This window comes from Psychrobacter sanguinis (assembly GCF_020736705.1).
Classification (GTDB): domain Bacteria; phylum Pseudomonadota; class Gammaproteobacteria; order Pseudomonadales; family Moraxellaceae; genus Psychrobacter; species Psychrobacter sanguinis.
In genome coordinates this window covers 2959473-2974928 of the sequence record NZ_CP085990.1, presented here as the reverse complement: position 1 = coordinate 2974928, position 15456 = coordinate 2959473, and the positions used below count along the sequence as shown (strand labels likewise).

General features: G+C 41.8%; 14 protein-coding genes. 10 read left to right on the top strand and 4 right to left on the bottom strand.

Features of this window, described 5'->3' with window-relative positions; genetic code table 11:
* Window positions 1-339 precede the first annotated feature (339 nt).
* The 10 genes from LK453_RS12520 to LK453_RS12475 all read left to right on the top strand — a co-directional run bounded on the left by LK453_RS12520 (window position 340) and on the right by LK453_RS12475 (window position 8915).
* Window positions 340-1026, top strand: coding sequence for a nitroreductase family protein (locus LK453_RS12520; RefSeq protein WP_201530088.1), 687 nt, complete (start codon window positions 340-342; stop codon window positions 1024-1026).
* 113 nt (window positions 1027-1139) lie between these two features.
* Window positions 1140-2450 carry an NAD(P)H-dependent glycerol-3-phosphate dehydrogenase gene (locus LK453_RS12515; protein WP_007393759.1) on the top strand — a complete coding sequence of 437 codons (1311 nt, stop codon included), beginning with the start codon at window positions 1140-1142 and terminating at the stop codon, window positions 2448-2450.
* 7 nt (window positions 2451-2457) lie between these two features.
* Window positions 2458-2916: a phosphohistidine phosphatase SixA gene (gene sixA, locus LK453_RS12510; protein ID WP_201538240.1), complete on the top strand. Its 459-nt coding sequence runs from the start codon at window positions 2458-2460 to the stop codon at window positions 2914-2916.
* 220 nt (window positions 2917-3136) lie between these two features.
* Window positions 3137-3676 (top strand): DUF4870 family protein, encoded by a 540-nt coding sequence (locus tag LK453_RS12505; RefSeq protein ID WP_227672002.1) that lies wholly within the window; start codon window positions 3137-3139, stop codon window positions 3674-3676.
* A gap of 203 nt (window positions 3677-3879) precedes the next feature.
* Window positions 3880-4917, top strand: a complete 1038-nt coding sequence (locus LK453_RS12500; protein WP_201530092.1) for a quinone-dependent dihydroorotate dehydrogenase — start codon at window positions 3880-3882, stop codon at window positions 4915-4917.
* Between the two features lie 175 nt (window positions 4918-5092).
* Complete coding sequence (locus tag LK453_RS12495; RefSeq protein WP_201530094.1) at window positions 5093-5626, top strand: CvpA family protein; 534 nt, start codon at window positions 5093-5095, stop codon at window positions 5624-5626.
* Window positions 5627-5746: 120 nt separating this feature from the next.
* On the top strand, window positions 5747-7285 hold the full coding sequence (gene purF / locus LK453_RS12490; protein WP_007393754.1) for an amidophosphoribosyltransferase: 1539 nt from the start codon (window positions 5747-5749) through the stop codon (window positions 7283-7285).
* 310 nt (window positions 7286-7595) lie between these two features.
* Window positions 7596-7907, top strand: a complete 312-nt coding sequence (locus LK453_RS12485; protein WP_201538173.1) for an IS630 transposase-related protein — start codon at window positions 7596-7598, stop codon at window positions 7905-7907.
* Window positions 7870-8433: an IS630 family transposase gene (locus LK453_RS12480; RefSeq protein ID WP_007396008.1), complete on the top strand. Its 564-nt coding sequence runs from the start codon at window positions 7870-7872 to the stop codon at window positions 8431-8433. The genes LK453_RS12485 and LK453_RS12480 overlap by 38 nt, the downstream gene beginning before the upstream one ends.
* Window positions 8434-8438: 5 nt before the next feature.
* On the top strand, window positions 8439-8915 hold the full coding sequence (locus tag LK453_RS12475; RefSeq protein WP_201537974.1) for a RidA family protein: 477 nt from the start codon (window positions 8439-8441) through the stop codon (window positions 8913-8915).
* A 146-nt stretch (window positions 8916-9061) separates the two neighbouring features.
* On the opposite strand, the gene LK453_RS12470 is transcribed toward LK453_RS12475, so the two are convergent.
* The 4 genes from LK453_RS12470 to secD form a co-directional block, all read right to left on the bottom strand.
* Window positions 9062-10540, bottom strand: coding sequence for an anion permease (locus LK453_RS12470; protein WP_007393752.1), 1479 nt, complete (start codon window positions 10538-10540; stop codon window positions 9062-9064).
* 98 nt (window positions 10541-10638) lie between these two features.
* Window positions 10639-12039 carry an MATE family efflux transporter gene (locus LK453_RS12465; RefSeq protein WP_201530097.1) on the bottom strand — a complete coding sequence of 467 codons (1401 nt, stop codon included), beginning with the start codon at window positions 12037-12039 and terminating at the stop codon, window positions 10639-10641.
* Window positions 12040-12195: 156 nt separating this feature from the next.
* Window positions 12196-13398: a protein translocase subunit SecF gene (gene secF, locus LK453_RS12460; RefSeq protein WP_201537972.1), complete on the bottom strand. Its 1203-nt coding sequence runs from the start codon at window positions 13396-13398 to the stop codon at window positions 12196-12198.
* A 9-nt stretch (window positions 13399-13407) separates the two neighbouring features.
* Entirely contained in the window at window positions 13408-15285 is a 1878-nt protein-coding gene (gene secD / locus LK453_RS12455; RefSeq protein ID WP_201537970.1) for a protein translocase subunit SecD, read from the bottom strand.
* Window positions 15286-15456: the final 171 nt, after the last annotated feature.

The window sequence follows — 15456 nt, the reverse complement described above, 5'->3', positions numbered from 1 at the left end:
ACACTCTAACCTACCTCCTTTCATTCGATAACTCTTTTCAAACTGTCTGCTGAGTAGCAGTTTGGTAATAAGTATTGTAAAAAATACTTTGGGTACCAATATTAGTTTAATAGCCTGCTAGCTTAAGCGCATAGATAAATTATTTTAAGCAATAATTTTAGTAGATTGGCAGATGTCTAAAAGGTTGCCTAGTAAATATGATAGTAAGACCTGTTTATTAAGACGTAATTCATAATTAGGATAAACATAATAAAGACGCACCCTGCTTAAAGGCAAATACTATCTAAGCTAGGAACAAACACTATTTAAGGACAAACACCATTTATAATAGAGGATATTATGACTGAACAAAATTTGACCGATAATTTAAACCCTAATAATTTAGACCATAATAATGACAGTGAACAGGATGTTCTAGACTCAAATTCGACCCAATCAGTGAAAGTCACTGATGAACAAGTGATTAACTGGATTAAATCACGCCGTAGTATTGGTAATTTGACCATACCTGCGCCAAAGAAAAATCAGCTTGAAGTGGCTATAGGATGTGCGATGACCGCACCTGATCATAAGAAACTGCAACCTTGGCGATTTATTGTGACAGAAGGTCAGCAAAGGCATGCTTTAGGTCGTGCTTTATTGGCAGCAGCAGAAGCAAAAGCCTTACGTGAAGGGACAGAGCTTGATGAGCGTAGTGCAGAAAAGACCTTAAAGATGCCGTTAAGAGCGCCGATGATTATCACGGTGGTTACCAACATGCAGTACCATGAAAAAGTGCCTGAATTTGAGCAGTTATTGAGTGCAGGTGCTGCGGTACAGAATTTAATTTTGGCGTTAAAAGCACAAGGATTTAGTACAGTATGGCGTACGGGCCCTTTGGCAAATGAGCCTGCGGTTAAGACTTATTTTAATGTCGGTGCAGAGGACTATGTTACAGCATTTGTCTATGTGGGCACTAGCCATTGTGTGATGCCGAGTCGTGGCGATATTGAGACTGCTGATTTCATCCACTACGACTCAGAATAAATGACTGGTTGAGTATGGAGCATGAATTAAGATAGCCAACCGTTTATAATAAAATTATGACCACTCATTTAACCTGTTAAATTTAACCCTATTAAAAAATAGAGAGCATTCTTATGTCAGATGAACAAAAGAACAAGGACGTTGAAGATAAAGACATGGAGCAGACAGAAGCCCCTATAGATCCATCTTCTAACGAAGAGAAGTCCGTATTTACCTCTGGACTTTTGGCCAGCTTATTTGACAGAGCGGCCAAAGTGAGTGCCAAAGCTAAGCGTGAAAACCCACCGCTAGACTCTGATGAGATTGAAAAAGCAGTCTTAAATAACATGAACAAACCTCAAGGGATAGCAGCACCTCATAAATTGCGTCTGGCTTTCTTAGGCGGTGGTAGCTTCGGTACCGCTATGTCTAATTTAGCGGCGCGTAATGGGTGCGACTCTACCTTATGGGTTCGTAATAAACGCACTGTAAAGTCGCTGCAAAAAACGCGTATTAATAAAAAATATTTGCCAGGCTATACCTTAGATGAGCGTTTAAAATATGAGCATGATTTAAAAGAGGCGGTGCAAAATAAAGATGTTATTTTTGTGGCGGTTCCGAGCTCAGCATTTAGAGAAACGCTAAAAAATATTCGTCCGTATCTGAGCGGTCAGTCTATTGTGTCATTGACCAAAGGTATGGAAAAAGACACATTTAGCTTGATGAGTGACATCATTAAAGAAGAGTTACCTGAGGTAAATTTTGGCGTAATGTCAGGGCCTAACTTGGCAGTTGAAATTATGCAGAATATGCCATCTGCTTCGGTGATTGCCAGTGACTCAGAGTTATTACGTCATGCTGTGCAATCTGCATTACACAGTGCCTTTTTTAGAATATTTGCCTCAGATGACATCAAGGGCGTTGAGCTTGGCGGTGCGTTAAAGAATATTTATGCCATCGCTATGGGTATGGCTGCCTCATATAATGTGGGCGAAAACACCAAAGCGATGCTGTTGACCCGTGCGTTGGCTGAGATGAGCCGCTTTGGCGTGGCTTCAGGTGCCAATCCTTTAACCTTCTTAGGCTTATCGGGCGTGGGAGATTTGTATGCAACCTGTAGCTCAGAGTTAAGTCGTAACTACCGTATAGGGAATATGTTAGGTAAAGGCATGAGCTTGGAGGCCGCTATTAAGAAGTTGGGTCAAACTGCAGAAGGGGTAAATACCATTCAGCAGGTGCATGAAAAAGCGACCAAGCTTGGTATCTATATGCCTATTACCCATGCACTACATGCGGTTATCTTTGATGATCAAGCCACATTAGGGGTTGCTCTGAATCTAATGGAGTCAGGTTTCAGAAGCGATGTTGAATTTGTTATGCCCCATGAATATAGTAATGAGGCCTTAAAAGCGCAAATGGATGCTGCCTCAAATAAACAGGACTGATAAAATTATGAAAATTATTTTAATGCGTCATGGAGAAGCTGAGCGTCAGACTCAGCAAGATTCTGAACGTCATTTAACTCCGTTAGGCGTGCAACAAGCTGAGGCCACTGCCGAATATATTATGGCGAACTATAAGCCTGATATGTTTGTGGTCAGCCCGTATGTTAGAGCGCAGCAGACATTGCAAGCATTAACCACTCTTAAGCCTGATGTGCCGGTGAAAGTGCATTCAAATATCACGCCAGATGATGACGCTATGCAGGGGTTGCACGGTCTAATGGACGTCGAAGGGGAGTGTGTGGTGGTGGTATGTCATATGCCAATTGTGGCGAAAATGGCTGGCTTACTGACTGCGGATATGCCTGAGTCCTATCATTTGGCTGAAGCGCGTGTCTTTGAAGCATCGCTCATTGCGCCTGACATGGGTGATGAAGTAGACCGTTATGTGCCTGAGCTAAGTTTGTAGTACTCTATTTAGATCACGGCTATTTATAATGCTACTATTTACAGTACTGCTACGGCTATCAATTGGTAGAGCAGCGCTAAGACAATGTATAACGCTAAGCCAGTATTAACACAATAGTGAGTGCTATGACTATGACAAAATTATGTGGCAGTAGCATAGAGATATAATAGTAACTGCTCTAACAATAATAACTGCTCTAATAATGATAAAGGGGAATATTATGCAGGATGATCGCGATATGCAGCGAACCACGGAGCTTGAAAAGCCTGATTTAAAGATACCTGTGGGCGGTATGGGTGATGCCAATTTGCAATATTCCCAACTTATTAAAACGCCAGATTATAACCATGCGCCTGTTATCAGTAAGGAACAGGAAGAGTCTTTGGTTCGCTATAATCACATCACTTATTTATTGTATGTGCTGAGTTATTTTACAGCAGGTTTGTTATGGATTGTGCCTATCATAATGAACTATGCCCGTCGTCAACAGGCCAATCATACTTGGCTTGCTACTCATTTTGATTGGCAAATCAAAACCTTTTGGTACAGTATTGTGTTTGGTTTTATCGGTGTTGTTTTGGCGGTCATCGGTCTAGGCGGGCTGGGTCTTGGTGTATTTGCAGACAGCTCAAATGTGGCATTAGGTTCGACTGGACTGGCCGCATTTGGTGGTATCATGATTTTATTTTCATTTATTTGGCACATTTATCGCATCGTTAAAGGCTGGATAGCACTAAGTGACAAACGACCGGTTCAATAATGGATTAGAGTGATACTCAGGGTGTTTATAAGTCATTTATTAGTTGACACTAATCGATGATTTACAATGATTATACTGTTATAATCAACAGCTTCTGAGTAGAACACAGCTTAATCTTGAATAGAATTATCGTTTTTATCTAAGAGTCGTGCCTGACCGCAATTCTCTAAATTTACTTACTTCATAGCAGGTTATCTAGCGTTATGTCCTACGCCTTATTACGTCCTTTCTTATTTAATTTAGACCCTGAGCAAGCTCACGATTTGACCCTTAAGCTTTTAGAAAAAGCGCATAAAACACATACCCTAGGTTTTATTTATTCTCAGCAGTCCTTGCCAACGGAGTGTATGGGATTGCAGTTTTCAAATCCGGTCGGTTTGGCGGCAGGGTTAGATAAAAACGGCCGATATATTGATGCCTTAGCAGAGCTAGGTTTCGGGTTTATCGAAGTAGGGACCGTGACGCCTAGACCTCAGCCGGGTAATGATAAGCCGAGGCTGTTTAGAATAAAAGAGGCAGACGCTATTATTAACCGTATGGGGTTTAATAACCTAGGCGTTGACAATCTAATTAAGAATGTCAAAAACTGCAAATATCAGGGCAATATCGGTATTAATATCGGAAAAAATGCGTCAACGCCCGTTGAAAATGCAGCGGATGACTACATATATTGCTTAGACCGCGTGTATCCACATGCTTCTTATATCACTGTAAATATCTCCTCTCCCAACACCAAAAATTTACGTGATTTACAAAGTGGAGAGGCGTTGACCGAGCTATTAGACAACATTAAAAATCGTCATAACCAATTAGCGACAGACTATGGCTTTTATGTGCCTATGGTGCTTAAAGTAGCCCCTGATTTATCAGAGGATCAAGTCGATTACATCGCAAAACAGCTTATAGAATTTGAAATTGATGGTCTGATTGCAACCAATACTACCTTGAGTAGAACGGGGGTAGAAGACTTACCCTTTGGGGATGAAGCAGGTGGGCTATCAGGTCGTCCAGTAGGTCACTTGAGCACTGAGATCGTTCAGCAATTCTATGAGCGCTTAGAAGGCAAACTGCCTATCATAGGTGTCGGTGGCATTGACAGTGGCGAGAAGGCGGTACGTAAATTAGAAGCCGGTGCAAGCATGGTGCAGCTGTATAGCGGTATGATTTATAAAGGGCCTGGACTGGTTCAACAGTGTGTAGAAGCGATTACCAGTCATCGTGATGCGCTGTTTATCGACTAATAAGGTTGGTTATTAAATGAGTTGGTTTGTTAGATAAGTAGTGGCGTTTATTACGCTACTATCTTCTACTGCCTTACTATCTTCGAATAAGCAGTCTTTAATACCAAACGTTTAAAACAAAAAAGTAGGCCTTCTTTATTAAAACTCGATATCGAATACAAGCTAAGGTTACAGCATGGGCTTCTTAGACATTATTATTGCAGTCATGGTGCTAGCAGGGTTGTGGCGAGGATTTAACGTAGGGTTTATCCGTAGTTCAATCTCATTAGTGGGCTGGTTTATTGCGCTTTTGGCCGCCACTCGCTTAGCGGATGATGTTGCTCCCTATTTGGCCAATTACGTGAGCTCCCCTGTATTACAGATGGGGGCAGGATTTTTAGTCATTGTGCTTATGGTGCTGATTGTTATTCAGCTATTGACGGTACTGGTCTCTGGCATTGTAAAAGGTCTGAAGTTAGGCTTGATTGACCAGCTGGCAGGTGGCGTCTTAGGGGCCGCTAAAAACGTACTGGTGGTCTTAGTAATGTTGAGCGTGTCTGCACCGGTTATTATAAATACTTCTTTATGGCAGTCCTCTGTTATTGCCCCAGAATTACTTCCTTATGCGCCGTTCGCTAAGGAATTTGCAACAAACGTATTAGGAGAGGCATGGCAACAAATTGACGTGCCTGATTCGCAACAGACGGACCAAGAGGCCATTGCTCAATAATATTGAGACAACGGCTGAAAGGTTGGTAAGTAAAAAGCTGATTATTCAGCGAATAAGTGTAATTTAGCCACTACTAAATGAATCTTTCAACCAGTAAAGACTATTTTAAAAGGATAGAGTATGTGTGGAGTTGTAGGTGTTGCAGCACATGAACCAGTCAACCAAGTGTTGTATGACGCATTAACTGTGCTTCAACACCGTGGTCAAGATGCCGCTGGTATCGTGACTATGAAAGATGGGCGCTTCTTCTTGCGTAAAGACAATGGCATGGTGCGTGATGTGTTTATGACACGTCATATGATGCGACTAGTAGGGGAGTTTGGTGTGGGGCATGTGAGATACCCAACCGCTGGCACCTCAAGTAGTGCAGAAGCGCAGCCATTTTATGTGAACTCTCCTTATGGTATCACTCTTGCGCATAATGGTAATTTAACCAATGCTGAAAAATTGGCTAAAGAGCTGTATCAAGATGACTTACGTCATCTAAATACTAACTCGGATTCTGAAGTGTTATTGAACGTGTTAGCGCACGAAATTCAAGCATTACGTAAGACTCAACCCACGCCTGAAGATATTTTTGATGCTATTAGCTCAATGTATAACCGCATTGAGGGCGCTTATGCAGTCGTTGCCTTAATTACAGGTCAAGGCCTTATTGCTTTTAGAGATCCAAACGGCATTCGTCCTTTAATTTATGGCGAGCGTTTGTCAGCAGATGGTCGCACTGAATATATGGTAGCGTCAGAATCTGTAGCATTAACTGGCTCTGGCTTTAAAGTGGTGCGTGACGTTAAACCTGGTGAAGCTATTTTTGTTGATTTAAATAATCAGCTTCACACCCGTCAATGCACACCGCCTAAAGAATATACGCCTTGTATGTTTGAGTACGTTTATTTTGCCCGTCCAGACTCTATCATGGACAACATCTCTGTCTATAAAGCCCGTTTACGTATGGGTGAGAAGTTGGCACAGAAGATTCGCAATGAATGGGGTGAGGATCATGGCATCGATGTGGTTATTCCTATTCCTGATACGTCAAGAACCTCAGCGATGGAATTGGCGCTTAACTTAAATGTTAAGTACCGCGAAGGCTTTATGAAGAACCGTTATATCGGCCGTACTTTTATTATGCCAGGTCAACAGCAGCGTAAAAAATCAGTACGTCAAAAACTAAACGCGGTACCTTTAGAGTTCAAAAATAAAAATGTACTGTTGGTTGATGACTCAATTGTACGTGGTACAACCTGCCATGAGATTATCCAAATGGCACGAGATGCTGGGGCCAATAAAGTATTTTTTGCTAGCGCAGCGCCACCAGTGAAATACCCTAACGTGTATGGTATTGATATGCCAGTCCGCCATGAGTTAATTGCTGCTGGACATACTGTAGAAGAAGTACGTCAAATTATCGGTGCTGATCGTCTGATTTTCCAAGACTTAGATGATTTAATTGATGCGGTTCAAGATACCAAGCACAGTAAAGTGGAAGGTTTCGACTGTGCGGTATTTGATGGTAAGTACATTACAGGTACTATCACTGAAGAGTACTTAAATTACTTACAAGAACAGCGCAATGATAAAGCCAAAGCCGGTGGCGTTGAAGTTATCGGTAGTACGCCCGACACCCCCGTGGATATGACTGGCGTTCAAGAGAATTAATAGGGCTCAATAATACCGCTTTAACGGCTTAAAGTATCTTATACACTTTAACAGAGAGCCCAAAGGTTATTATTGGTACTATGAAGGCAGGTTGTGAGCAGTAATGGCTCATGACCTGCCTTTTTTTTGAAGATAAGAAAACTTGGAAAGCTTTGGCACGAAATGTGTTTATTGCTTTAATAAGCTAGTTATCAGGAGATATTATGAAACTGCCAATACTGCAAACAATTGTACCTTCTATGATTTTAGGTTTGGGTTTGCTAAGCGCTTCTATATAGTCATAGCCCCATAAATAAGATACACTGATAAGATGGCATATTCAAAAGACTACAGACAAATGATATTAGACAAGCTTGACGAAGGTTACAGTTATCGAGAGCTTGCCGAAGAATATCAAATCAGTACAACGACAATTCAGCGTTGGAAAAAGAACATTGAGCGTAAAGCTTACGTCTATACTGTTTACAAGGTGGATAGCGATAGTCTTAAAGCAGATGTTGAGCTTTATCCAGATGCTTATCAAATAGAACGAGCAAGACGTCTTAACTGTAGCCAAAGAAGCATCAGTCGTGCACTGAAGCGACTTGGTATTACTCAAAAAAAAGACACTGCATCATCCTAAATCAGATGAAGAAAAACGTCAGTTATTCGCTGAGCAGTTAGCCTGGTATGAAAAAGATAACCGTCCTGTCGTTTACTTAGATGAAAGTGGCTTCAAGGCACATGATTACAGACCTTACGGCTATGCCAAAAAAGGTGAGAAGTGCTTTGGCGAGCATAACTGGCAACTAAAAAACCAAACCAATGCTATAGGTGCTATTTACAATAATCAGTTATTCGCAGTAGGTCTTTACGACTGTAGTGTTAATAGTGATGTATTCCATAGCTGGGCTCAGCAACTGTTATTACCACAACTTCCCCTTAATAGTGTGATCGTTATGGATAATGCAACTTTCCATAAGGGCCTTGATATTCAAAAAACCATTGAAGATTCAGGACACACTATTCTATGGTTACCGCCTTATAGTCCTGACTTAAACCCTATTGAGCAAACTTGGGCTTGGGTTAAGAAAAAGCGTCAAGATTGGGGAATAGATTGTATCGATACGTTATTCTTCTATTTTCTTTGGCTGTGTGACTGTTTTTAAGGGCTATGACTATAGCACAGGCTGAGCAACATGAAAGTGTTCAAAGTGCTCAATATAGTAGCGATCAAGATAATACAGTTGATACCACACCGGTTAAGAGTGTTGCTACCCAGTCTAAAACCACACCTATCTTTTATAGCACTGAGGGACAACTGCCTTTCTCTAAAGCCGTAAGGGCAGGTAATACTTTATATATTTCAGGTGAGCTAGGTCTTAAAGACGGCAAATTAGTAGAAGGTGGGGTACGAAAAGAGACCGAACAGGCTTTGGACAATATCAATAAGACATTGATGAGCTATGGTTATCAATCATCAGATTTGGTCAAATGTATGGTAATGCTAACCGATATGAAGGATTTTGAAGCGTTTAACGAAGGTTATAAGGCCAAACTAAGCAAACCTTATCCGGTACGTTCGGCATTTGGTGTGGCAGATCTCGCAATGGGGGCGAAAGTTGAAATTGAATGTATGGCAGTTAAATAAGGTTTCGTTATTTTCCGAGATCAGAACATGGTGCCAAACCTAAAAAAAAGTCGATAACGGATTAAAGTTATCGACTTTTTTATTTTTGAGGTTATAACGTTGCCCAACATTCATAATAATAAGGGCAATTAGGGTAATCAGTAGGTTTAGTAGTAACCCAGTACTTTCCACCAGATTAACCCAGAGCCAATCCAAATAACAAGGTTAACCACACTCATAATAGCCCCAATAGTCCACCATTCACGCAACGTGGTATAGCCTGAGTTGAAGATAACAGGCGCAGTCCCTGTGGCGTAATGGGTTAAAGTCATCATAATATTGCCTGCGGCTGCTAGGATTAAGGCATATAACATAGGTGGTGCACCCAAGGTCAAACCTACCGCATAAAAAGCAGCAAACATAGCAGTAATGTGGGCGGTAGTACTGGCAAATAAATAATGCATATACAAATATACCAGTGTCAGGATGACAACAGCGCCAACCCAACCTACGCCAGTTAACCCAATGGCGTTTTCAATACTAGACGAGAACCAAGAAATCAGTCCCAATTTATTGAGGAAGTCTGCCATCATTACTAAAGCACCAAACCAAACAATAGTGTCCCAAGCAGACTTCTCTTTAAGCACATCTTCCCACGTTAATACCCCAGCAATTAGCAAAACTGACAGACCTAAGAAAGCAGTCGCAGTCGCATCGACACTAAATTGATCACCAAAGATTAACGCCGGAATGTTGGCCCAAAGCAATAACATTAAAGTAAACACTGCCAACATGATTTTTTCATGATTGGTTACTGATCCTAATTTTGCTAGGTTATCCGTGGCATACTCTTTAGCATCAGGGGTTTGCTTAATTTCTGGCGGATATACCAAATATATAACCAACGGCATAACTAAAAGACAAAGCAGCCCTGGAATGAACATCGCCACTGCCCAAGTAGTCCAAGATAGGTGTATTTGACTGCCTGTTGCCTTATTGACTAGGTCTACCACCAAAGGGTTAGGGGCAGTAGCGGTAATAAACATACCAGAAGTAATAGGGTTGGCATGGTAGTTGACCATCGCCAAATAACGACCTATTTTATTCTGTGTGCCTTCTTCAGGAGTGGAGTGAAAGCTTAAGGCGATTGAGCGCATGATAGGGTGAATAATACCGCCACCTCGGGCAGTATTTGAGGGCGTAATAGGCGCAATCATTAATTCTGCTGCAGCCAAGGAATAGCCAATGCCTAGCGTCTTTTTACCAAATATTGAAATGAAGTAATAAGCAATTCTCGAACCTAGCCCTGTTTTGATTAGGCCACGTGATATCATTACTGCTATACCGATTAACCAGATTAAAGGACTAGAGAAACTAGACAAAGCGTCCTGCATGGCCTGCTTTGGGGTGTCGGCCGTGACACCGGTTAAAGCCACTAAAGAGATGGCTATAATAGCCAATGCCCCGATAGGTAGAGCTTTACCAATAATTGCCACGATGGTAGCCACAAATAGTGCTAATAAGTGCCAAGCGTTGTCAGTCACACCCTCAGGGGTGGGAATCACAAACCAAATAATAAAGCCAATGGCTATGGCCAATAGAGTAGGTATTGGCTTAAAAGGGAGTTTTTCAGAGAGTTCTGACATAAAAAGCCTTTTTAGTTAATTATTCAAAAGAAAAATTCGAAGTGTTATTTACTTTTATATTTATACTTACTTTTATACTTTTATTAAGTTGCTTATGGCTATTTATGATAAATAAGACTTTGTTGATTACGCCATAGAACAGTAGCGGCGATTATGAAACGAGATATCAGTAACCAATAAACAGCAAACCAAACAACGGGCATTGCATACTGTGCACCATATAATTCATAGACCACATATGTCAATGGGAAGAATATGCTAGATACAATAATAGCTACCTGACGAATTTTAGCACCTGCTGTTAAGCCAAACATTATGCCATCTAGCCAGTAAGCGCCTGCACCTACTAAGGGCAGTAAGGTAGCGATATAACGATAATCTAGTGCCAGTTCATTAACCGATGGTAAATCGGTCATAAGTGCTAAAAAGCTAGGTAGGGCAAAGGCCCAAATAATTGTTAGACTTAATGCCAGTACGAAAGTAATCACCCCTGTACGCTTCACAGCGGTCATAAACTGCGGTCGTGACTGACGGGCAGCCGCTTGACCAGATAGGCTCTCAGCGGCCACGGCGACACCATCTAATGCAAAGGCTGAGATACTTAATACTTGTAGCAACACAGCGTTGGTCGCCATTACCAAATCGCCTTGTTGGGCCGATAAACGAGTAATCCAGGCAAAGCTGAGCGTCAATAAAATAGTCCGAATAAAAATGTCTTTATTAAGAGAAAAAAGACTGAGCATTTTGTCAAAAGCATATATTTCTGACAGTCTTTGCTTTGAAAAAGTATTTTTTATGACAGTCTCAGTGGCCTCACTTGAATCAATAGCAAGTGTCTTTTTGGCTAAAGTAATGGCAGTCAAGCAGCCGATAGCGTATCCAATCACCGTGCCTAGAGCCACCCCCTGTAATCCCATGTCAAAGAGATAAACAAAGGTGAGTGTCAAAATAATGTTAATAATAGAGATAAGCAGTTGCACCATCATCATTTGATTGGTCTTGCCTTGTCCGGCGAACCAGCCGATGAAAGCGTAATTCATCAGCTCAAAAACGATGCCATAGTAGCGTACACTTAAATAAGTATGGGCCGCTTCACTGCTGGCAGGTTGCGCCCCTAATAGCTGCAAGCCTAAACTTATAATGAGAGGTTTAAATAACCACAGTATTGTTGCCAATATCAGTGCGAGGCCCAGTGAGCGGTATAAAATATCAGCAAGCTCGGTGGCATGAGTTTTCCCTGTTGCCTGTCTTCCCAAAGCCTGTGCCGCTAATCCAGATGAGGCATACTGCAGAAAGTTGAAACTAACCAGTATCAACAACCACAGTTGGGAGGCGATACCCAGCCCCGCCAAATGATAGGATTGAGGGAAGTGTCCCACCACACCCACATCAATAGCGCCTTGCAAGGGCATGGCCAAATTGGCAATTAGAACAGGGGCAGCAATCGCAATAATATGACGATAGCTTAAATCTAATGGGGCAGGTTTAATATGACTCATAGACTCAATACTTTTATAACGTTAAATGGCTCAAAATAAATAAAAGGCTCAAACAATAAAAAGCACCCTAAGGTGCTTTTTATTGTTTCATATCCTACCACAAGTATATAGCAGTGTTTGGTTTAACAAACCATCAATAAAAACTAACTTATACCCTTAGTCTTCAAAAGATTTAGGATCGTTAAATGTCACCACTTCTTCTTGGAATTCAGGTTTAATCTTCACCACAAAATCGTCACGAGACAAGCCCATTGCTAAAGGAATTGAACTTGAGATGTAAGTAGAAGAATAAGTACCTGCAATTAGACCGATGAAGAAGGCAACTGAGAACCAGAATAAGCCATCACCTCCTAAGAATAACATCGCTAAAACCACTACCAATACAGTAGACACGGTCATAATGGTACGACGCAATGTCTCAGTTAACGACAAGTCAACAATCTGTCTTGGCGTGGCATCACGTACCCTTCTAAAGTTCTCACGAATACGGTCAAAGACAACAATGGTATCGTTTAATGAGTAACCGATTAAGGCTAGGATAGCCGCCAATACTGTTAGGTCAAATGGGAACTGAAATAGGGCGAAGATACCCACAGTAACAACAGCATCATGGACCAAAGCCAATAATGCGCCTACCGCCAACTTAAACTGGAAGCGGACTGCCACATATAGCATCATCATGCCCAGTGCGGTCAAAATGGCAAGCATTGAGCTTAAATAAACCTCGCCACCTACCTGACTCCCAATAATATTAACGTTACTAATACTGGCATGGTTATTGGGTAAATCTAACGCTTTGCCCAAACTTTCATTCAAGCCTTCAACGTTATCAGACTGAGGAGGGAGGCGAACCAACAGCTCTGTCGTACCTCCTAGATACTGTACAACCGCATCTTCAAAGCCTGCTTTTTCTAGAGACTGAATAACTTCAGCCTGTTCAACAGATTTTTCATACTTTACATCGGCAGAAACACCACCGGTAAAGTCGAGACCTAAGTTAAGACCATTGATGAATATAGCAGCAATACTAACCAATATCATGATAGCTGAGAAAATTGCCATGGGCTTCTCAAGCTTCATAAATGGAATGATTCGCTTAGAACCTACTGCCTTAATACCACCTTCTGCCAAAGCAGCTTCATCTTCATAAATATCAGAATCTAACTCTACAGGGTTCATTAACTCTGTATTATCAAGATCTGTTTTTTCGTTTGGTGCTTTTAAAGCGGTATTGTTGCCTTTGCCATCACGGCGAGGCCCACGTCTGCGACGACGGCCTCCTTCAACATAAGCAGGTGTTGAGCTTTGCGGCGTTCCTGAGTTTGTATTTTGATTGTCATTCTGATTATTAGTAGACATTATTCTCTCCTAGCCTATGCTCAATTTATCGACAGATTTACGATTGCCATAAACCAGATGTACCAAAGCACGGGTTACCACAATGGCGGTAAACAATGAGCTTAAAATACCAATGGCAAGGGTAACAGCAAACCCTTTGATTGGGCCAGAACCAATAGAGAATAGGATGATGGCCACCAATAACGTGGTAATGTTACCATCAAAAATACTACTAAAGGCACGATCAAAACCAGCCACAATAGCTGTTTTGGGTCTCACACCTTCGGCAATCTCTTCTCGTATCCGCTCGAAAATCAGTACGTTGGCATCTACTGCCATACCGATTGTTAATACAATACCGGCAATACCAGGTAACGTTAATGAAGCCCCTAGGATAGAGAGTACGGCCACCATAATAACTAAGTTAAAGGCCAAAGCAATGTTCGCAATTACCCCAAACAGACGGTAGAAAACAATCATAAATAAGAAGACCAGTAAGTAACCTACCTTGGTAGAGAACAAGCCGTCATCAATATTTTTCTGACCCAATGAAGGACCAATGGTACGCTCTTCAACGAAGTACATTGGCGCTGCAAGGGCACCAGAGCGAAGCAATAAAGCCAATTCGGCAGCTTCTGCATTACTGTTTAAACCAGTAATACGGAAAGAAGAGCCTAATACTGCTTGAATGTTCGCCTGACTAATAATCTTAGTTTCGGCATAAGGCGTACGAGTTTCGACAGTCTCTCCAGTTTTTGGATCCTTGTCGTAAGTCACTTTCTGTTTATTTTCAATAAACAGAACCGCCATTTGTTTGCCCACTGCATTTTTGGTAGCGTTTTGCATCAGCTTACCACCAGCAGTATCAAGGGTAATATTTACTTCAGGAGAACCATTTTCATCTAAACCAGAAGTAGCGCCCTGAACTTTTTCACCCGTTAAAATAGGCTGACGATTCAGAAGTGATGGAGGACCGTCAAGTGCCATATAAGGGAAAGCTTCAGTACCTGCAGGAGGCACACCGCCTGCATAACTAGCATTCTCATCGGCCACTAGACGGAACTCAAGGTTAGCGGTACGACCTAGAACACGCTTAGCTTCAGCGGTATCTTGAACACCGGGTAATTCCACGACAATACGGTTACTACCTTGAGACTGAACCAGCGCTTCAGTAACCCCTAATTCTGAAATACGATTACGCAGTGTGGTTAAGTTCTGACCCACGGCATATTCGTTGATTTCTTTTAGGGTAGCTTCGTTATAGTTTAGACGTAGCGCTGGACCGTTATCATCCATTAGTGCTTGCATTTCAAATTGCGTACCCTGGTCACGTTGGATAATGCGCTGTGCTTTATCACGTAAGTCAGTGTCTTTAAAATGAAGCAGTAAACCTTGGTCAATAACATTGATGCCTTTTACAGGTATGCGCTCACCGCGTAAGCTGCTACGTACATCATTACTTGTGGTTTTTAAACGTTGCTCAAGGGCTTTATTCATGTCCACTTCAAGCACAAAACGCACACCACCACGTAAGTCTAGACCCAGTTTCAGTGGCTTAGCACCGATACTACGTAACCAATCAGGGGTAGTCTGAGCCAGGTTTAAAGCCACAACATAGTCATTACCAAGTTGTTGGCGTAGTACTTCTTGAGCTTTACGCTGCGCAGCACCATCTTCCACTCGCAACAGCGCACTGTTTTCTGAGAAGGTAGGGTCGTGATAAGCGATACCCGCTTCTTCAAGAAGTTTTTTCGATTGAGTCAGTACATCATCAGTAAGCTCGGTACCTGCTGAGGCACTGGTTATTTGTACCGCTGGCTCATCAGGATATAAATTGGGCAGAGCATAAAGCCCAGCGATGATGAGCACGGTGACTATTAAGAAATATTTCCAGGCAGGGTAATGCATAGTAGCTTCTTCACTTGAGGGAAGGTAACAGTAGAACGCTACGCTATGGACGATCTTCGATAGATAGGAACCTATAAAACGACATGATAAGTCTTTTTAGCCCTTATTTATTGCGATTTATGGCAATAATAAAGACCTTAGAACTTAACAAAGTTGAATACAGTTACGCAA